Below are 17294 nucleotides of genomic sequence, written 5' to 3'. Positions count from 1 at the left end.
TCCCTTTACCGAATACTCTGGAGCCCACATGTTCTCATTCCTGCGCCGCCGCCCCGCCATCAGCGCCGCGATCACCGCCATCGCCGGCGGGCTGGCCGCGGCGGGTTTCGCGCTGCATGCCATGGCTGCCAGCGAGCCCGGCACCGACCGCATCAAGGAGTCGCTGCAGAAGGTGCTGGGCGGCCGCGCCGAAGTGAAGAGCGTGAGCAAGACCCCGGTGCCGGGCCTGTTCGAGGCCAATATCGGCGGGCAGGTGGTCTATACCGACGCCTCAGGCCGCTACATCCTGAACGGCGAGATGATCGACACCCGCACCGGCGCCAACCTGACCGAAGAGCGGCTGGCCGAGATCAACCGCATCAAGTGGTCGGACCTGCCGCTGGCGCGCGCGATCAAGTGGACCAAGGGCGATGGCAGCCGCCAGGTGGCGGTGTTCTCCGACCCCAACTGCGGCTACTGCAAGCGCATCGAGCAGACCTTCCAGCAGATGGACAACATCACCGTGTACACCTTCCTGTACCCGGTGCTGTCGCCGGATTCCGAAGCCAAGGCCAAGCAGGTCTGGTGCGCTTCTGACCGCACCAAGGCCTGGCGCGACTGGATGCTCAAGCAGGTGGCGCTGAGCGGCAACGGCAGCTGCAAGACCCCGCTGGAAGAGAACCTGGCATTGGGCCACAGCCTGAACGTGACCGGCACGCCGGCGGTGTTCTTCACCGACGGCACCCGCATCCCCGGCGCGGCGGACGTCGCCACGCTGGAACGCAAGCTCGCCAGCATCAAGAAATAAGCGCGCGCCGGACCTGTCCCGGCCCGATCGACGGCCGGACTTGTCCGGCCGTTCTGCTTTCTGCCTTTTCCCTGATTCCATGCGATCGCCGGCAGGCGACAAAGGAGACACCATGACCTTCCAGGCATTGCTGCTGACCCAGGCCGACGGCGCCACCCAGGCCAGTATCGCCACGCTCGACGACGCGCAGCTGCCCGCCGACGGCGATGTGCTGGTTGCCGTCGATTACTCCACCATCAATTTCAAGGACGGGCTCGCGATCACGGGCCGCTCGCCGGTGGTGCGCAAGTGGCCGATGGTGGCGGGCATCGACGGCGCCGGCACGGTGCTGGAGTCCGCGCACCCGCGCTGGAAGGCTGGCGACAAGGTGGTGCTCAATGGCTATGGCGTGGGCGAGACGCACTGGGGCTGCCTGGCGCAGCGCGCGCGCCTGAAGGGCGACTGGCTGGTGCGCCTGCCCGACGCCTTCACCACGCGCCAGGCCATGGCGATCGGCACCGCGGGCTATACCGCGATGCTGTCGGTGCTGGCGCTGGAGCGCGGCGGCGTCAACGGCCCGGTGCGCCCGGGCGATGGCGAGGTGCTGGTGACCGGCGCCTCGGGCGGGGTGGGGACGGTGGCGATCTCGCTGTTGAGCAAGCTTGGCTACAAGGTGGTGGCCTCGACCGGCAAGACCAGGGAAACGGATTTCCTGAAGGCGCTGGGCGCCGATGACGTGATCGACCGCGCCGAACTGGGCGTGCCCGGCAAGCCGCTGCAGAAAGAGCGCTGGGCCGCGGTGGTCGACTCGGTCGGCTCGCACACGCTGGTCAATGCCTGCGCTCAGGTGCGCTACGGCGGCGTGGTGACGGCGTGCGGGCTGGCGCAGGGCCTGGACTTCCCGGGGTCGGTGGCGCCGTTCATCCTGCGCGGCATCACCTTGCACGGCATCGACAGCGTGATGGCGGCGATGCCGCTGCGCGAGCAGGCCTGGCAGCGCCTGGCCAGCGACCTGGAGCCGGACCGGCTCAATGCGCTGACGCGCGAGATCGGCCTGGGCGATGCGATCGAGGCGGGCCGCAAGATCATGGAAGGCGGCATGCGGGGGCGCGTGGTGGTGGATGTGAATCGCGGCTGATCGGGCACCGTCGCCCTGATGCACCACCGCGTCGGCGCCGCCCGCAGGCGCCGACGTTACAATCCAGCCCATGACGCCGATCCGCTACGCCATTGCCCCGCTTCAGCCTGAAGCGCACCTGTTTGCCGTCACCGTTACCGTGAGCGAGCCCGATCCCGCCGGCCAGTGTTTCTCGCTGCCGGCCTGGATCCCGGGCAGCTACATGATCCGGGACTTCGCGCGCAATATCGTGCGCATCCGCGCCGACGCGGGCGGGCGCGAGGTCAGCCTGACCAAGCTCGACAAGCAGCGCTGGCAGGCCGCGCCGGTCAGCCTGGCCGACGGCCCGCTGACGCTCAGCTACGAGGTCTATGCTTGGGACCTGTCGGTGCGCGCGGCGCACCTGGACACCACCCACGGCTTCTTCAACGGCAGCTCGGTGTTCCTGTGCGTGGACGGGCAGGCCGAGCGGCCATGCACCGTCGATATCCATGCGCCCGCCGGCGAGGCCTATCGCGGCTGGCGCGTGGCCACCGCCATGCGCGAGGCGCCGGGCCGCGCAGGCGCGAAGCGCTACGGCTTCGGCCGCTACCAGGTGGCCGACTACGATGAGCTGGTCGACCATCCGGTCGAGATGGGCACCTTCCAGCTGGCCAGCTTCCGCGCCTGCGGCGCGCAGCACGACGTGGTCTTCACCGGGCGCGTGCCGCAGCTCGACCTCGAGCGCGTGTGCCGCGACCTGAAGCGCATCTGCGAAACGCAGATCCGGCTGTTCGAACCCAAGACCGCGCAGGCGCCGTTCCTGGACAGCAACCGCCGCTACGTCTTCATGACGATGGTCACCACCGACGGCTACGGCGGCCTGGAACACCGCGCCAGCACCGCGCTGATATGCGCGCGCAATGACCTGCCGGTGCGCGGCGACAGCGACACCAGCGAGGGCTACCGCACCTTCCTCGGGCTGTGCAGCCACGAGTATTTCCACACCTGGAACGTCAAGCGCATCAAGCCGGCCGCGTTCGTGCCGTACCGGCTGGCCGAGGAAACCCATACCCCGCTGCTGTGGCTGTTCGAGGGCTTCACCAGCTACTACGACGACCTGGTGCTGGTGCGCTCCGGCTGCATTACCGACGAGCAATACGTCGAGATGCTGGCCAAGACCTGGAACGGCGTGCTGCGCGGCAGCGGCCGCACCAAGCAGAGCGTGGCGGAAAGCTCCTTCGATGCCTGGACCAAGTACTACCGCCAGGACGAGAACGCCGCCAACGCCATCGTCAGCTACTACACCAAGGGTTCGCTGGTGGCGCTGGCGCTGGACCTGACCATCCGCGACAAGACCCGCGGGCGACGCTCGCTGGACGATGTCATGCGAGCGCTGTGGCGCCGCTACGGCCGCGGCTTCTACGCGCCGGGCGCGGTGCAGCGCGGCGTGACCGAGGCCGAGGTCCATGCACTGTTCGATGAAGTCACCGGTCTGCGCATGGGGCCGCTGCTGCGCTCGCTGACCGAAGGCACGGGCGAGCTGCCGCTGCCGGCGCTGTTCAGGACCTTCGGCGTCAAGGCCGAGGCGCAGAAGCCGGCGCGCACTGCGGCGCTGGGCATCAAGGTCAAGAGCGATGAGGGCTGGGTGCGCGTGGCGCAGGTGTTCGACGGCGGCGCGGCGCAGGCCGCGGGCCTGTCCGCCGGCGACCTGCTGGTGGCGATCGACGGGCTGCGCGTGGCGCCGGGCCAGATCGACAAGCTGCTGGCGCGCTACCGTACCGGCGACCGCGTCGAGCTGCACGCCTTCCGCCGCGACGAGCTGCAGGTGCTGCCGGTGACGCTGGCGCGCGAGCCGGCGGCGCAGTTCAAGGTGAAGCTCGAGAGCGGACGGCACGCGGCACGCTCGCGCTGGCTGGGCCAGTGAACTAGTCTTCCGCTGCCACAGCCGCCACCGCACTCCATCGCCCCCGCTGCATGCAATACGCGCACGATCCCCGCACCTTCCTGTATTCGCACTACGTCTACCGGGGGCTGCGCTCGGCCACCGGGGTGATCGGCGCCACGCTGATCGCGCTGCACTTCAGCGACCTGCCCACCGCCATGGTGGTGTCGATGGGGGCGCTGTGCACTAGCCTGATGGACCTGCCCAGCCCCCTGAACCACAAGTTCAACGAGATGCTGGCCAGCGTGCTGCTGTGCAGCGTGGTCACGCTGGTGGTGGCGCTGGCCACGCCGTTCCCGCGCGTGATGCCGTTCCTGCTGGTGCTGGTGACGTTCCTGGCCGGCATGATGACGGTGTACGGCAACAAGACGCTGCCGCTGCAGTTCGCGGCGCTGTTCGTGATGACGCTGACCATCAACGAAGACTTCCTGGTGCGGCGCGCGCTGGAGCACGCGGCGCTGTTCAGCATCGGCGCGGTCGCTTATCTCGGCTATGCGATGCTGGTGAGCTGGATCACCGAGCGCCGCACCAAGCAGCAGGTGCTGGCCGAATCGTTGTATGAGCTGGCCGGCTATCTTGAGATCAAGGCCGGCTTCTACGACGCCGGCAACGACTATGAGGCCCAGTTCAACCAGTTGGTGCGCCAGCAGATCGTGGTGGCCGAGCGCCAGCAGGCCGCGCGCGACCTGGTGCTGCGCGGCAACCGCACCCCGCATGACGGGCTGCTGGTGCAGGTGCACATGCGCATGCTCGACCTGTACGAGTACATCCTGTCGACCAACACCGACTATCCACTGCTGCGCCAGACCTTTGCCGGCACGCCGGTGCTGGACCACCTGCGCGGGCTGGTGCTGCAGATGTGCAAGGACGTGGAAGAGATTGCCTACGAGGTCACGCGCGGCCGCGCCTCGTACGCCACGGTGGAATACCGCCCGGGCCTGCGCGCGGTCGAGGCCGAGATCGCGCAGTTGCGCCACCACCATATCAACCCGGCGGCGATGACGGCGCTGGTTGAAACGCTCGACATGATGCGCGGCGCGATCACGCTGGTCGGCCAGCTGCACGAAGCGTCGCGCACGCCGGTGGAGCCGGCCAGGGTGCTGCCCGGCTCGGACATGACGCCGTTCCTGACGCGCCAGAAGTATGAGTTCAGCGTGCTGCGCGACAACCTGAAGTGGAGTTCGCCGGCGTTCCGTTTCTCGCTGCGGATCTCGATGGCGGTGTCGCTGGGGCTGTGGATCGCCGAGCACGTGCCCTATGTGTCGCACAGCTACTGGATCCTGCTGACCATCATCGTCATCCTGAAGCCCAACTTCAGCATGACCAAGCAGCGCTACAACGACCGCGTGATCGGCACGCTGATCGGCTGCGTGGTCTCGGTCGCGATCCTGAAGGTGGTGCACCAGCCGCTGATCCTGCTGGGCGTGCTGTTCCTGTCATTGGTGGCCAGCGCCGCGTTCGTGACCATCAAGTACCGCTATACCGCGATTGCCGCCTGCATCCAGGTGCTGATCCAGATCCACCTGCTGATGCCGGGGAGTCCAACCGTGGCGGGCGAGCGGCTGGTGGATACGGTGATCGGCGGCATCATCGCCTCGCTGTTCAGCTTTGTGCTGCCGAGCTGGGAATACCGCGCCATCCCCAAGCTGGTGGAGGGGGTGCTGCAGGCCAACCGCCGCTATATCGGCGCCACGCGCGACCTGCTGCTGCGCCGGACCAAGGATGACTTTGCGTACCGCGTGCAGCGCAAGCAGTTCATGGACAACCTGTCGGCGCTGATCTCGTCGTTCCAGCGCATGCTGGACGAGCCCAAGAGCCGGCACCGCGCGGTGGACAACCTGAACCGCTTTATCGTGCAGAACTACCTGGTGGCGGCGCACGTGGCGTCGGCGCGCATCCAGGTGCGCCAGCACTATGACGAACTCGACATTCCGGCCGCGGAAGCCGCGATCGAGCAGGCCACCGAGGCCGCCAGCCACAGCCTGCAGGTGGCCAGCGAGCGGCTGCATGCCGATGAGCGCGGCGGCGGTCGTGGCGCGGGCTTTATCCGCAGCGGGAAAACGCCGGTGGAACGCAAGGCGGCAGCGCCTGCGGCCGTGGACAAGCCGGACGAAACCCCCGCTGAAGCTGTCGCCGATGCCGAACCGGTAGCGGCCACCGTCAGCACCGAAGTTGCCGAGGCCGCCGAAGACGCCGTCGCCGAACGCCGCGCCCGCCTGGCCGATTCGGCCGACAAGCGCCGCACCGACGTGCTGGTGCACGCGGCCGCCGCCGGCGAATCCAGCCATGAGGCCGGTCCCACCGCCAGTTCCACCGGCCGTCCGGCCAATGCGGTGCTGGACCGCCGCCTGCGCGCTTTGCGCGAGGATGCGGCCAAGATCGCGCTGCGCACCGGTGCGATCGGCCGCGCCATGCGGGCGCGCGCTTAGCAGCGCGATTGAAGGCCGTGGGGTTGCTCCCCTCTCCCGCGTGCGGGAGAGGGGCCGGGGGAGCAAACCATGGTTGTGGCTTAAGCCCCTTGCCCCTGCGGCAGCTCCTCCTCGGGCAGTGTCAGCATGCCGCTGTTGTAGCTGTACTCAAAGATCTCGCCATAGCGCCCCCAGCCGATCGCCACGCTCAGCACGCGTTCGGCCTCGGCCGCCTTCAGGAACTGCTCGAGCTCGTTCAGCACCTGTTCCTCGCGGATCTCGCCGGTTTCGCTGGCCACCAGCTCGCGGCGGATGTGCGCGGCCAGCGCCACGTTGCCGAGCAGTTGCTGGCCAAAGATCGTCTTGCGCTGCTGCGGCTCGGCGGCATAGTAGGTGCGGCCGGCCTCGGTGGCGGTGATATCGCCGCGCTCGATCGCCACCAGCTTCACCAGCTGCAGTGCTTCGCAGGCGGGCAGCAGTTCGTCGTCGGTGAGGCCGGCTTCGTCGGCCAGGTGCGGCAGGTCGGCGCGGCCGTTGAAGGGCGCCTCGCACAGCAGGTCGAGGATGGCTTCCATCTGGCTGATGTCGGCATCCGGCAGGCGGTAGCCGATCTGGCGCGCGGGGGCTTGCGCGGGCAGGCGCGCTTCGGCGGCGGGGGCGGTCATCAGCGCGTAGATCTCGTCGACCAGCGCGCGCACCTGCGCGCTGTCGCGGTTGCGCGGACGCGGCAGCGCCACCGGCACTTCGGCGCGGATGCGGCCCGGGTCGCTCGACAGGATCACGATGCGGTCGGCCATCATCACCGCCTCTTCGATATTGTGCGAGACGATCAGGATGCTCCTGATATTGGCACGGCCGCTTTCCCACAGCGCCAGCATCTCGTCGCGCAGGGTCTCGCCGGTCAGCACGTCCAGGGCCGAGAAGGCTTCGTCCATCAGCAACAGGTCCGGCTCGGTCACCAGCGCGCGCGCAATGCCCACGCGCTGGCGCATGCCGCCCGACAGCTCGCGCGGCAGCGCGCTGTTGAAGCCGGCCAGCCCGATCATGTCGATCGCGGCCTCGGCGCGGCGCTCGCGCTCGGCCCTGGGCACGCCCTGGGCTTCGAGCCCCAGCTCGACGTTCTGCTGCACCGTCAGCCACGGGAACAGCGCGAACGACTGGAACACCATGGCGATGCCCTCGGCGGTGCCGGCCAGCCGTTCGCCGCGAAAGTGCACCTCGCCGCGGTCGGCGCCGACCAGCCCGGCCATGATGCGCAACAGCGTGGACTTGCCCGAGCCGGACTTGCCCAGCATGGCGACGATCTCGCCCTCGCGCAGCGTCAGGTCCACGCCTTCGAGCACGGCGCGGTCGCTCTGGCTGGCGGTGCGGAAGATCTTGCCGACGCCGCGCAGCTCGATCACGGCGGGGGCGGCGGTGGATGCAATGTTCTCGGCCATCGTTGCCTTACAAGCGGGTGCGCTCTTGCGCGAGTTGATACAGGCGGTTCCACAGCAGCCGGTTGAAGCCGACCACAAACAGCGCCATCACGCCGATGCCCAGCGCAATGCGCGGGAAGTCGCCGCGCGCGGTGGTCTCGGCGATATAGCTGCCGAGCCCGGTGGCGACGATGGTGCGGTCGCCCCAGGTCACGTACTCGGACACGATGCTCGCGTTCCATGAGCCGCCGGCGGCCGTCACCAGCCCGGTCAGCAGGCTGGGAAAGACTGCGGGGATCAGGAAGCGCTTCCACAGCAGCCAGCCACGCAGGCCAAAGTTGCGCGCGGCGAGCTTCAGTTCGGTGGGAATGCCGGAAGCCCCAGCGACCACATTGAACAGGATGTACCACTGCGTTCCGAAGATCAGCAGCGGGCTCAGCCAGATCTCCGGGTTCAGTCCGAAGCGCACGATCAGCATCACCGCCAGCGGGAACATCAGGTTGGCCGGGAAGGCGGCCAGGAACTGCGCAATCGGCTGGGCAATGCGCGCCAGCTCCGGGTTCAGGCCGATGCGGATGCCGATCGGCACCCACACCAGCGCCGCCAGCGCGATCAGCACCACCACGCGCACCATCGTAATCGTGCCGAGCCACAGCACATGCCCGACCTCGGCCCAGCCCACTTCGCTGTGCACGAAGTAGCCCACGCGCAGCAATGCGGCCAATGCCACCAGCACGATCACGGCGTCGCGCAGCCGGCCGAGCCACAGCGCGCGCCGCGGATTGTCCGGCTGCGCCGGGGCCTGCCCGCGGCGCGCGCCCCACGCCAGCGTGCGTCCGGCCAGCGCCGCCGTCTGCGCCAGCAGTGCACCCACCCACGCCGAGCGGCGCAGCAGGTCCAGCAGCCACGACTGCGGCAGCTTGTCCTGCGCCAGCGTCTCGAAGTGGAAGCGGTCGGCCCATGCCACCAGCGGGCGGAACAGCAGCTGGTCGTACAGCAGGATGCCCACCAGCATCGCCAGGATCGCCCAGCCGATCGCGGCCAGGTCCTGCTGCTGGATCGCCAGCGCGATATAGGAGCCGATGCCGGGCAGGCGGATATCGTGGCCGGATACCGAGATAGCCTCGGACGCCACCACGAAGAACCAGCCACCGGACATCGACATCATCATGTTCCACAGCAGCCCCGGCATGGCGAACGGCACTTCCAGCCGCCAGAAGCGCTGCCACGGCGACAGCCGGAACATGGCCGCCGCTTCCAGCAAATCGCCCGGGATGGTGCGGAACGACTGGTACAGGCTGAACGCCATGTTCCACGCCTGCGAGGTGAAGATGGCGAAGATCGCCGCACACTCCACCCCTGCGATATTGCCGGGAAAGAGGGCGATAAAGCCGGTCACGGTGATCGACAGGAAGCCCAGCACCGGGATCGACTGCAGGATGTCCAGCGCCGGCACCAGCACCTTCTCGGCCGTGCGGCTCTTGGACGCCAGCGCGGCGAAGGCCAGCGAGAACAGCAGCGACGCCGCCAGCGCCGCCAGCATGCGGATGCTGGTGCGCATCAGGTAGTAGGGCAGGTAGGCCACGTCCAGGTGCACCGCCAGCTGCTGGTCGGGCTGGAACGGGGCGTTCATCTGCTGCGCGGCGAACGCGACCATCACGATCACGGCCAGGATGATCGGCAGCAGCGCGAGGTCGAAGCGGTTGGGCGGCGCGCGCAGCAGCTGGCTGTCAAAGCCAGGGGCGGGTTGGGCCGCGCGGCGGTCGGCGGGTGGCATCATGGGCGCTTCTCGGGCTTGTATCGAGCTTGGATGGCAGGGCTTGTAACCCGGCCCTGGATCGCGGCCCCGGCGGACAATGGCAAAGCCCGCATGCCGCCGGCTTCACGCCGGGCGGCGCGCATCCCTTTGTAACGCCCGGCATGGCGGTCTAGTTTACTTGGTGTGGATGACAGATCGCGCACGCTGCCGACGTGCGCTCAAAGGGAAAAGCCATGAAGAAGGAAACCTGGCGCCTGGTCGCGCATGGGCGCGTGCAGGGCGTGGGCTACCGCGCCGCCTGCGCCGACGCGGCGGACGACCTGGGGCTTGGCGGCTGGGTGCGCAACCGGATCGACGGCACCGTCGAGGTGATGGCGCACGGCACGGTCAAGCAGCTCGAAGCCCTGCAGGCGTGGATGGAACAGGGCCCGCCGGCGGCGCAGGTGACGCTGGTCGAGGTCGGGCCTGGGGAAGGGGAGTTTGGCGGCTTCGAGTTCCGGCCGACGATCTGATGGACTAGGCGGCGGTCCAGTCGACCGGCGTGCGGCCGTTCGCTTCCAGCCAGCGGTTGGCCTCGCGGAAATGCCCGCAGCCCAGGAAGCCCCGGTGCGCCGACAGCGGCGACGGATGCGGCGCTTCCAGCACGCAGTGGCCGGCGCCCAGCAGCGGCTTCTTGGCCTGCGCGTGGCTGCCCCACAGCATGAACACAAGATTCGGGCGGCTGGCGGCGAGGTTCTGGATCAGGCAATCGGTGACGGCTTCCCAGCCGCGCCGCGCGTGGCTGGCGGCCTGGCCCTGTTCCACCGTCAGCACGGTGTTGAGCAGCAGCACGCCCTGGCGCGCCCAGCCTTCCAAGTTGCCGGAGGTGCGCGGCGCGCCGTTGCCGTTGGCGCCGAACTCGGCTGCGATTTCCTTGAAGATGTTGCGCAGGCTGGGGGGCACCTTGATGCCCTCCGGCACCGAGAACGCCAGCCCGTGCGCCTGCGGCAGCTCCACGCCGCCGACCGTACCGGTGCCGTGGTAGGGATCCTGGCCCAGGATCACCACCTTGACCGCGTCGGGCGGGGTCAGGTGCAGCGCGTGGAAGACATGGTGCGGGAACACCGCCTTGCCAGCGGCACGTTCGCCGTCGACAAAGGCGGCCAGTTCCTGCCACGCCGGCACGCGGATGCACGGGTCCATCAATGTGCGCCAGGCGGCGGGCAGGGCGTCGGCCTGGACCTGCAGGCTGGCCGCAGGGGACGGTTCGCCGGGGGCGCGGGGGGCTTCGGCGGCGAAGAGATCAGCTTGCATGCGTGAGGAAAGCTTGGCGGGAAAACCGCGATTATGAGGCCTTGCCTTCGGTGATTCCCGCCAGGCGGTAGCCGCGGGCGGCTTTGCTGAGGTCCGAGGGTGCAAGCGCGCCAACGGTGGTCAGCCGCGCGGCAAAGGCGCGCAGGGCATTGGTCGCGTGCGCGGCGTCGCCGTCGAGCCATTCCAGTTCGAGTTCCTGGATGGGTTCCTGCGCGGTGGCGGCCGGCGCGGTGATGGTGCCGGAGTCGAGCGCGGCCTCGATGCGCGCGCCGTCCTGCGTGACCAGCCAGGTGCGGCGGACGAAGTCGGTGCGGAACACCGGCACCAGCCGGCCGATCAGTGGCGCGAGCACGGTTTGCGCTTCCGCGGGGAAGGTTTGCAGCTCGATGGTCTCGCCGGCGATCTCTGCCTCCCATTCATGACGCGTGGCCAGGCCGCCCTGGCTGCTGCCGGCGGTCTTCAGTGTCTGCAGCCATTGCTCGCCCTTGCGGCGCAACCGCAGCGCGGCGCGCGCCTGCGCCAGGTCGCGTTCCGGGGTGTCGAGGTAGACGTTGAGCAGCGTGGCTTCGCCCTGCGGGGCGCCGTTGGCGTCGAGCCAGGCGGCCAGCGGGGCCAGCGCGTCGTCGGGGACGGTCAGCTTGAGTTCGATTTCCTGGGCCATGGCTCAGGCAAACAGCCGCGCCAGCTCTACGCCCGGATCCGGCGCCCGCATGAACGCCTCACCCACCAGGAAGGCATGCACGTTGGCATCGCGCATGCGCTTCACATCTGCCGGGCCGAGGATGCCGGACTCGGTCACCACCAGCTTGTCGGCCGGCATGTGCGGCAGCAGGTCCAGGGTGTTGTCCAGCGACACCTCGAAGGTGCGCAGGTTGCGGTTGTTCACGCCGAGCAGCGGAGTCTTCAGGCGCAGCGCCGCATCGAGCTCGTCGTCGCCGTGCACTTCCACCAGCACATCCATGCCGAGCTCGAGCGCACAGGCTTCCAGGTCGGCCATCAGGCCCGGGTCCAGCGCGGCGACGATCAGCAGGATGCAGTCGGCGCCCCAGGTGCGCGCTTCATAGACCTGGTACAGGTCGACCATGAAGTCCTTGCGCAGGGCCGGTAGCGGACAGGCGCCGCGGGCGCGCTTCAGGTAGTCGGCGTGTCCCTGGAAGAAGTTCACGTCGGTCAGCACCGATAAACAGGCAGCGCCATGGCTGGCGTAGCTTTCGGCAATCGCCTCGGGCACGAAGTGCTCGCGCAGCACGCCCTTGGACGGCGATGCCTTCTTGACCTCGGCGATCACGCCGGCCTGGCCAGCGGCGATCTTCTCGCGCAGCGCGCGCTCAAAGCCGCGCGGTGCCAGGCCTGGCTCAGTGCGCAGGCTTTCGGCCTCGGCGCGCAGGCTGGGCAGGTCGCGCTTCTTGCGTGCGGCGGCGACTTCGTCGGCCTTCACGGCCAGGATCTTTTGCAGGATGTCGGACATATTCGCGTCTCTTACTTGAACTGCTGGGTGGCGCGCACGAACTGGTCGAGCTTCTCGCGCGCCGCGCCGCTGGCAATCGCCTCGCGCGCGCGGCGGATGCCGTCTTCGACGGAGTCGGCCACGTTGGCGGCATACAGCGCGGTGCCAGCGTTCAGCGACACGATCTCGCGCGGGGTGCCCGGCACGTTGGTCAGCGCTTCAAGCAGCATTTCCTTCGACTCCATCGCATCGGCCACCTTCAGGCCGCGATTGGAGATCATCTGCAGGCCGAAGTCCTCGGGGTGGATCTCATACTCGCGCACTTCGCCGTCCTTCAGTTCGCCCACCAGCGTGGCGGCGCCCAGCGAGACCTCGTCCATGCCGTCCTTGCCGTACACGACGATGGCGTGCTTCGCGCCCAGGCGCTGCATCACGCGCACCTGGATGCCGACCAGGTCGGGGTGGAACACGCCCATCAGGATGTTGGGCGCGTCGGCCGGATTGGTCAGCGGGCCCAGGATATTGAAGATGGTGCGCACGCCCATCTCCTTGCGGATCGGGGCGACGTTCTTCATCGCCGGGTGGTGCGTGGGCGCGAACATGAAGCCGATGCCGGTCTCTTCGATGCACTGGCCGACCTGCTCGGGCGTCAGCATGATGTTCACGCCCAGCGCTTCCAGCACGTCCGCGCTGCCCGACTTGGAGCTGACGCCACGGTTGCCATGCTTGGCGATCTTGGCGCCGGCGGCGGCCGCGACGAACATCGATGCGGTGGAGATATTGAAGGTATGCGAGCCGTCGCCGCCGGTGCCGACGATATCGACGAAGTTCTCGCGATCTGCCACCAGCACCTTGTTGGCGAACTCGCGCATCACCTGCGCGGCGGCGGAGATCTCGCCGATGGTTTCCTTCTTCACGCGTAGGCCGGTCAGGATCGCGGCGGCCATCACCGGCGAGATCTGCCCCTGCATGATCTGCCGCATCAGGTGCAGCATCTCGTCATGGAAGATTTCGCGGTGCTCGATGCAGCGCGTCAGGGCTTCTTGCGGCGTGATCATGGCGTTCTCGTTGACAGTCTGGATGGCGTGGTGCGGGCTGGAAGGTGCGGAATCGAGCAGTCTCATCGCGGCGCCTTGACGAAGTTGGCCAGCAGCGCATGGCCATGCTCGGACAGGATCGACTCGGGATGGAACTGCACGCCTTCTACGGCGAGCGTCTTGTGGCGCACGCCCATGATCTCGCCGTCCGGGGTCCAGGCGGTGATCTCCAGGCAATCGGGCAGGGTTTCGCGCTCGATTGCCAGTGAATGATAGCGCGTCACGTCGAAGTGCTTGGGCAGCCCGGCGAACACGCCTTGCTGCGTAGTCTCGATGGTGCTGACCTTGCCGTGCATCACCTGCTTGGCGCGGATCACCTTGCCGCCGAAAGCCTCGCCGATGGCTTGGTGGCCCAGGCACACGCCCAGCAGCGGGATCCTGCCGGCAAAGTGCTGCAGCGCTGCCACCGAGATGCCGGCTTCCTTCGGGCTGCACGGCCCGGGCGAGACGCAGATGTGGTCCGGCTTGAGCGCCTCGATCTCCTCGATGGTGATCTCGTCGTTGCGGTAGGTGCGTACGTCTTCGCCCAGTTCGCCGAAATACTGGACCAGGTTATAGGTGAACGAATCGTAGTTGTCGATCATCAGCAGCATGGCGTCTGTCTCCTGTTCTCTCAGATGTCGGAGTCCAGGCCATCCTGGACCTGCTCGGCGGCGCGGATCACGGCGCGCGCCTTGGCTTCGGTTTCCCTCCATTCGGCTTCGGGGTCCGAATCGGCGACGATGCCGGCGGCGGCCTGCACGTAGAGGTTGCCGTCCTTGACGATGCCGGTGCGGATCGCGATCGCCAGGTCCATCTCGCCGCCGAACGACAGGTAGCCCACCGCGCCGCCATAGATGCCGCGCTTGCGCGGTTCCAGCTCGTCGATGATTTCCATCGCGTGGACCTTGGGCGCGCCCGACAGCGTGCCGGCCGGAAAGGTCGCGCGCAGCACGTCCAGATTGCTGATGCCTTCGCGCAGCGTGCCTTCGACCGAGCTGACGATATGCTGCACGTGCGAGTATTTCTCGATCACCATCTTGTCGGTGACCTTGACCGAACCGGTCTCGGCGATGCGGCCGATATCGTTGCGCGCCAGGTCGATCAGCATCACGTGCTCTGCGATCTCCTTGGGATCCTGCAGCAGCTCGGTGGCGAGCTGGGCGTCCTTCTCCGGCGTATTGCCGCGCGGGCGCGTGCCGGCCAGCGGGCGGATGGTGACGATGTGTTCGCTGCGCATGTCGCCGTTGGTGCCGACCTTGCGCTCCTCCTGGCGCACCAGGATCTCCGGCGACGCGCCCACTACCTGGAAGTCGCCGAAGTTGTAGAAGTACATGTACGGCGACGGGTTCAGCGAGCGCAGCGCGCGGTACAGCGACAGCGGCGCGTCGCGGTAGGGCTTGACCAGGCGCTGGCCGATCTGCACCTGCATCATGTCGCCGGCCATGATGTATTCCTTGGCCTTGTGCACCGCCGCCAGGTAGTCGGGCTTGGCGAATTCGCGGTAGACCTCGGTCTGCACCGACGGGCTGGTGACCGGCACGTCCACCGGCTGGCGCAGCTTCATGCGCAGCTCGCGCAGGCGCTGGCGGGCGCGGGGGTAGGCCTCGGGCGTGGTCGGGTCGGCGTAGACGATCAGGTAGAGCTTGCCCGACAGGTTGTCGATGACGGCCAGTTCCTCGCACAGCAGCAACTGGATGTCCGGCAGGTTCAGGTCGTCGGGCTTCTGCGTGTCGGCGAGCTTCTTCTCGATATAGCGCACCGCGTCGTAGCCGAAGTAGCCGGCCAGGCCGCCGCAGAAGCGCGGCAGTCCGGGGCGCAGCGCCACCTTGAAGCGCTGTTCGAACTCGGCGATGAAATCGAGCGGGTTGCCTTCATGGGTTTCCACCACCTTGCCGTCGGTCACCACCTCGGTGCGGTTGCCGAAGGCGCGCAGCAGCGTGCGGGCATGCAGGCCGATAAACGAGAAGCGCCCGAAGCGCTCGCCGCCCACCACCGATTCCAGCAGGAAGGTGTTGACGCCGCGCGTCTGCGACTGGGCCAGCTTCAGGTACAGCGACAGCGGCGTTTCCAGGTCGGCAAAGGCCTCGGCGATCAGCGGGATGCGGTTGTAGCCCTGGTCGGCCAGCGATTTGAATTCCAGTTCGGTCATGTCGGTCCTCTTGTGCGGCGCGCGCTGCGCGGTGGAGGGGCGCGGCGCCGCTTATCGGCAATCAGGCTGGAGCGAATGGATACCCGCCCCGTTGGCGGACCGTGGTGCAAGCGGCTTGCGGACAAGACTGCACACGGCCGGGGAAGGGCGTGCGGCGCGTTCTTGAGCTAAACGTAGCACACGAATATGGCGGCTACGCTGGCTTGCGGCGGGTTTTGGTGGGAATGCCCGGCAGCTAGGCCGGTGTGGCGAGGCCCTCGGGTCGAGGGCTCGTCAGCAGACTCGCGAACGCACTTTACGCCTGTTGGGAGGCGCGCCAGCGACGCCAGGGCCAAGCCTGCCGATCACTGCCAGAAGAGATGCGTTTGCGGTTGAGAAACATGAAATGTTTGGGATTTGGTCGGGATCGACGAAATTCGGACTATCGATGACCTGCCCAGTGTGCCGCAAACAGCGCTGCGGCGTGGGCAATGGAGTCGACTATACCATCGGCGTCAACGCCTTGTACAGGGTTGCCATGGTTGTAGCCATAGGGCACCAGCAGCACGCCCATGCCGGCCGCGCGGGCCGCCTGCGCGTCGTTTTCCGAGTCGCCCAGCGCCGCCATGGTCGACGGCTCCAGCCCGAAGGCGTCGGCCACTTTCAGCAGCGGGAAGGGGTCGGGCTTGCGCAGCGGGAAGGCGTCGCCGCCGTAGACCAGCTCGAAGTACTGGGCCAGGCCGGTCTTGGCCAGCAGCGGCTCGGTGAAGCTGTAGGGCTTGTTGGTCACGCAGGCCAGCCGCAGCCCGGCCGCCTTCATCGCCGCCAGGCCTTCGCGCACGCCGGGGTAGACCTGCGAGAACTGGCCGTTGATGCGGATGTACTCGCGGTCGTACAGCGCATAGGCGTCGGCGAACAGGCCGTTGGCATGCAGCGGCGAGAAGCGCGCGTCCAGCACGCGCCGGATCAGGTTTTCCGAACCCTTGCCGACATAGCTGACGATCTCCGCCTCGGACATCGGCGCCGCCGGGCCGAGGTTGGGGTGCTGGCGGCCCAGCGCCAGCAGCATGGCGTTGATCGAGGCGTGGAAGTCGCCCGCGGTGTCGACCATGGTGCCGTCGAGGTCGACGATCACGCCTTCGATGCCGCGCCAGTCAGTGCGGCGCAGGAACACGCCGTCGGTCATTGGCCGGCCTTGGCCAGTTCGCCGCGCAGGGCCGAGATGATGCCGCGGTAGCCGCCGTCCGCATCCGGCTTGCCGAACACGGCCGAGCCCGCCACGAAGGTGTCGGCGCCGGCCGCCGCGATCTCGGCGATGTTGTCCACCTTCACACCGCCGTCGACTTCCAGCAGGATGGTGCGGCCGGTGCGGGCGGTGTATTCATCGATCCGCTGGCGCACGACGCGCAGCTTGTTGAGCGTCTCGGGAATGAACGACTGGCCGCCGAAGCCCGGGTTGACCGACATCAGCAGGATCACGTCGAGGCGGTCCATTACGTGGTCCAGGTGGTGCAGCGGCGTGGCCGGGTTGAACACCAGGCCGGCCTGGCAGCCGTGGTCGCGGATCAGCGCGAGCGAGCGGTCCACGTGCTCGCTGGCTTCCGGGTGGAAGGTGATGATATTGGCGCCCGCCTTGGCAAAGTCCGGGATGATCCGGTCCACCGGGCGCACCATCAGGTGCACGTCGATCGGCGCGGTCACGTGGGGGCGGATCGCCTCGCACACCAGCGGGCCCACGGTCAGGTTGGGCACGTAATGGTTGTCCATCACGTCGAAGTGGATCCAGTCGGCGCCAGCCTCGGTCACGCGGCGCACTTCCTCGCCCAGGCGGGCAAAGTCGGCGGACAGGATGGACGGGGCGATGCGGTAGGTGGGCGTGCTCATGTCGGCGGCTAGGAGGTGGGGTGCTGGGGAATGCTGTTTGCGTCTCTGGCGTGCCCAGGGGCGGGCGCCAG

Annotated in this window: 15 protein-coding genes; 5 read left to right on the top strand and 10 right to left on the bottom strand. The window is 68.0% G+C overall.

Annotated elements, in window-relative coordinates; genetic code table 11:
- Window positions 1-28: 28 nt before the first annotated feature.
- From CNE_RS15970 to CNE_RS15955, 4 genes are all read left to right on the top strand, one after another.
- Window positions 29-787 (top strand): DsbC family protein, encoded by a 759-nt coding sequence (locus CNE_RS15970; RefSeq protein WP_013958124.1) that lies wholly within the window; start codon window positions 29-31, stop codon window positions 785-787.
- Window positions 788-899: 112 nt separating this feature from the next.
- Window positions 900-1904: an acrylyl-CoA reductase (NADPH) gene (gene acuI / locus CNE_RS15965; protein WP_013958123.1), complete on the top strand. Its 1005-nt coding sequence runs from the start codon at window positions 900-902 to the stop codon at window positions 1902-1904.
- 70 nt (window positions 1905-1974) lie between these two features.
- Window positions 1975-3789, top strand: a complete 1815-nt coding sequence (locus tag CNE_RS15960) for a M61 family metallopeptidase (protein WP_013958122.1) — start codon at window positions 1975-1977, stop codon at window positions 3787-3789.
- 50 nt (window positions 3790-3839) lie between these two features.
- On the top strand, window positions 3840-6236 hold the full coding sequence (locus tag CNE_RS15955) for an FUSC family protein (protein WP_013958121.1): 2397 nt from the start codon (window positions 3840-3842) through the stop codon (window positions 6234-6236).
- An 80-nt stretch (window positions 6237-6316) separates the two neighbouring features.
- Here CNE_RS15955 and CNE_RS15950 read toward each other — a convergent pair whose 3' ends face one another.
- Both CNE_RS15950 and CNE_RS15945 read right to left on the bottom strand, forming a co-directional pair.
- Entirely contained in the window at window positions 6317-7654 is a 1338-nt protein-coding gene (locus tag CNE_RS15950) for an ABC transporter ATP-binding protein (RefSeq protein WP_013958120.1), read from the bottom strand.
- A gap of 7 nt (window positions 7655-7661) precedes the next feature.
- Complete coding sequence (locus CNE_RS15945) at window positions 7662-9413, bottom strand: ABC transporter permease (RefSeq protein WP_013958119.1); 1752 nt, start codon at window positions 9411-9413, stop codon at window positions 7662-7664.
- 212 nt (window positions 9414-9625) lie between these two features.
- On the opposite strand from CNE_RS15945, the gene CNE_RS15940 reads away from it, so the two are divergent.
- Window positions 9626-9904 carry an acylphosphatase gene (locus tag CNE_RS15940; protein WP_013958118.1) on the top strand — a complete coding sequence of 93 codons (279 nt, stop codon included), beginning with the start codon at window positions 9626-9628 and terminating at the stop codon, window positions 9902-9904.
- Window positions 9905-9908: 4 nt separating this feature from the next.
- On the opposite strand, the gene CNE_RS15935 is transcribed toward CNE_RS15940, so the two are convergent.
- The 8 genes from CNE_RS15935 to rpe form a co-directional block, all read right to left on the bottom strand.
- Window positions 9909-10685, bottom strand: a complete 777-nt coding sequence (locus tag CNE_RS15935) for a uracil-DNA glycosylase (RefSeq protein WP_013958117.1) — start codon at window positions 10683-10685, stop codon at window positions 9909-9911.
- A gap of 31 nt (window positions 10686-10716) precedes the next feature.
- The gene (locus CNE_RS15930; protein WP_013958116.1) at window positions 10717-11346 is read right to left on the bottom strand and encodes a CYTH domain-containing protein; all 630 of its coding nucleotides are present in this window, start codon (window positions 11344-11346) and stop codon (window positions 10717-10719) included.
- Between the two features lie 3 nt (window positions 11347-11349).
- Window positions 11350-12153 (bottom strand): indole-3-glycerol phosphate synthase TrpC, encoded by an 804-nt coding sequence (trpC, locus tag CNE_RS15925; RefSeq protein WP_013958115.1) that lies wholly within the window; start codon window positions 12151-12153, stop codon window positions 11350-11352.
- A gap of 11 nt (window positions 12154-12164) precedes the next feature.
- Window positions 12165-13190, bottom strand: a complete 1026-nt coding sequence (gene trpD / locus CNE_RS15920; protein WP_085959688.1) for an anthranilate phosphoribosyltransferase — start codon at window positions 13188-13190, stop codon at window positions 12165-12167.
- A gap of 62 nt (window positions 13191-13252) precedes the next feature.
- On the bottom strand, window positions 13253-13822 hold the full coding sequence (locus CNE_RS15915; RefSeq protein WP_013958113.1) for an aminodeoxychorismate/anthranilate synthase component II: 570 nt from the start codon (window positions 13820-13822) through the stop codon (window positions 13253-13255).
- 20 nt (window positions 13823-13842) lie between these two features.
- On the bottom strand, window positions 13843-15360 hold the full coding sequence (trpE, locus tag CNE_RS15910) for an anthranilate synthase component I (protein WP_013958112.1): 1518 nt from the start codon (window positions 15358-15360) through the stop codon (window positions 13843-13845).
- A gap of 421 nt (window positions 15361-15781) precedes the next feature.
- Window positions 15782-16525, bottom strand: coding sequence for a phosphoglycolate phosphatase (gene gph, locus CNE_RS15905; protein ID WP_013958111.1), 744 nt, complete (start codon window positions 16523-16525; stop codon window positions 15782-15784).
- Complete coding sequence (gene rpe / locus CNE_RS15900) at window positions 16522-17223, bottom strand: ribulose-phosphate 3-epimerase (protein WP_041228163.1); 702 nt, start codon at window positions 17221-17223, stop codon at window positions 16522-16524. Before rpe ends, gph begins: the two co-directional genes overlap by 4 nt.
- Window positions 17224-17294 lie beyond the last annotated feature (71 nt).

Origin of the sequence: Cupriavidus necator N-1 (assembly GCF_000219215.1) — a bacterium.
In the GTDB taxonomy this organism is placed as follows: domain Bacteria; phylum Pseudomonadota; class Gammaproteobacteria; order Burkholderiales; family Burkholderiaceae; genus Cupriavidus; species Cupriavidus necator.
The sequence above is the reverse complement of the archived record's forward strand: the minus strand, read 5'-3'. Positions and strand labels throughout refer to the sequence as shown.

What these genes read in the sequence shown, in the direction of transcription:
- CNE_RS15955 (WP_013958121.1), top strand. Translation starts at nt 3,840, where the DNA reads ATGCAATACGCGCACGATCCCCGCACCTTCCTGTATTCGCACTACGTC.
- CNE_RS15950 (WP_013958120.1), bottom strand. Translation starts at nt 7,654, where the DNA reads ATGGCCGAGAACATTGCATCCACCGCCGCCCCCGCCGTGATCGAGCTG.
- CNE_RS15940 (WP_013958118.1), top strand. Translation starts at nt 9,626, where the DNA reads ATGAAGAAGGAAACCTGGCGCCTGGTCGCGCATGGGCGCGTGCAGGGC.
- CNE_RS15970 (WP_013958124.1), top strand. Translation starts at nt 29, where the DNA reads ATGTTCTCATTCCTGCGCCGCCGCCCCGCCATCAGCGCCGCGATCACC.
- CNE_RS15960 (WP_013958122.1), top strand. Translation starts at nt 1,975, where the DNA reads ATGACGCCGATCCGCTACGCCATTGCCCCGCTTCAGCCTGAAGCGCAC.
- CNE_RS15935 (WP_013958117.1), bottom strand. Translation starts at nt 10,685, where the DNA reads ATGCAAGCTGATCTCTTCGCCGCCGAAGCCCCCCGCGCCCCCGGCGAA.
- trpC (WP_013958115.1), bottom strand. Translation starts at nt 12,153, where the DNA reads ATGTCCGACATCCTGCAAAAGATCCTGGCCGTGAAGGCCGACGAAGTC.
- trpD (WP_085959688.1), bottom strand. Translation starts at nt 13,190, where the DNA reads ATGATCACGCCGCAAGAAGCCCTGACGCGCTGCATCGAGCACCGCGAA.
- gph (WP_013958111.1), bottom strand. Translation starts at nt 16,525, where the DNA reads ATGACCGACGGCGTGTTCCTGCGCCGCACTGACTGGCGCGGCATCGAA.
- CNE_RS15930 (WP_013958116.1), bottom strand. Translation starts at nt 11,346, where the DNA reads ATGGCCCAGGAAATCGAACTCAAGCTGACCGTCCCCGACGACGCGCTG.
- rpe (WP_041228163.1), bottom strand. Translation starts at nt 17,223, where the DNA reads ATGAGCACGCCCACCTACCGCATCGCCCCGTCCATCCTGTCCGCCGAC.
- acuI (WP_013958123.1), top strand. Translation starts at nt 900, where the DNA reads ATGACCTTCCAGGCATTGCTGCTGACCCAGGCCGACGGCGCCACCCAG.
- CNE_RS15915 (WP_013958113.1), bottom strand. Translation starts at nt 13,822, where the DNA reads ATGCTGCTGATGATCGACAACTACGATTCGTTCACCTATAACCTGGTC.
- CNE_RS15945 (WP_013958119.1), bottom strand. Translation starts at nt 9,413, where the DNA reads ATGATGCCACCCGCCGACCGCCGCGCGGCCCAACCCGCCCCTGGCTTT.
- trpE (WP_013958112.1), bottom strand. Translation starts at nt 15,360, where the DNA reads ATGACCGAACTGGAATTCAAATCGCTGGCCGACCAGGGCTACAACCGC.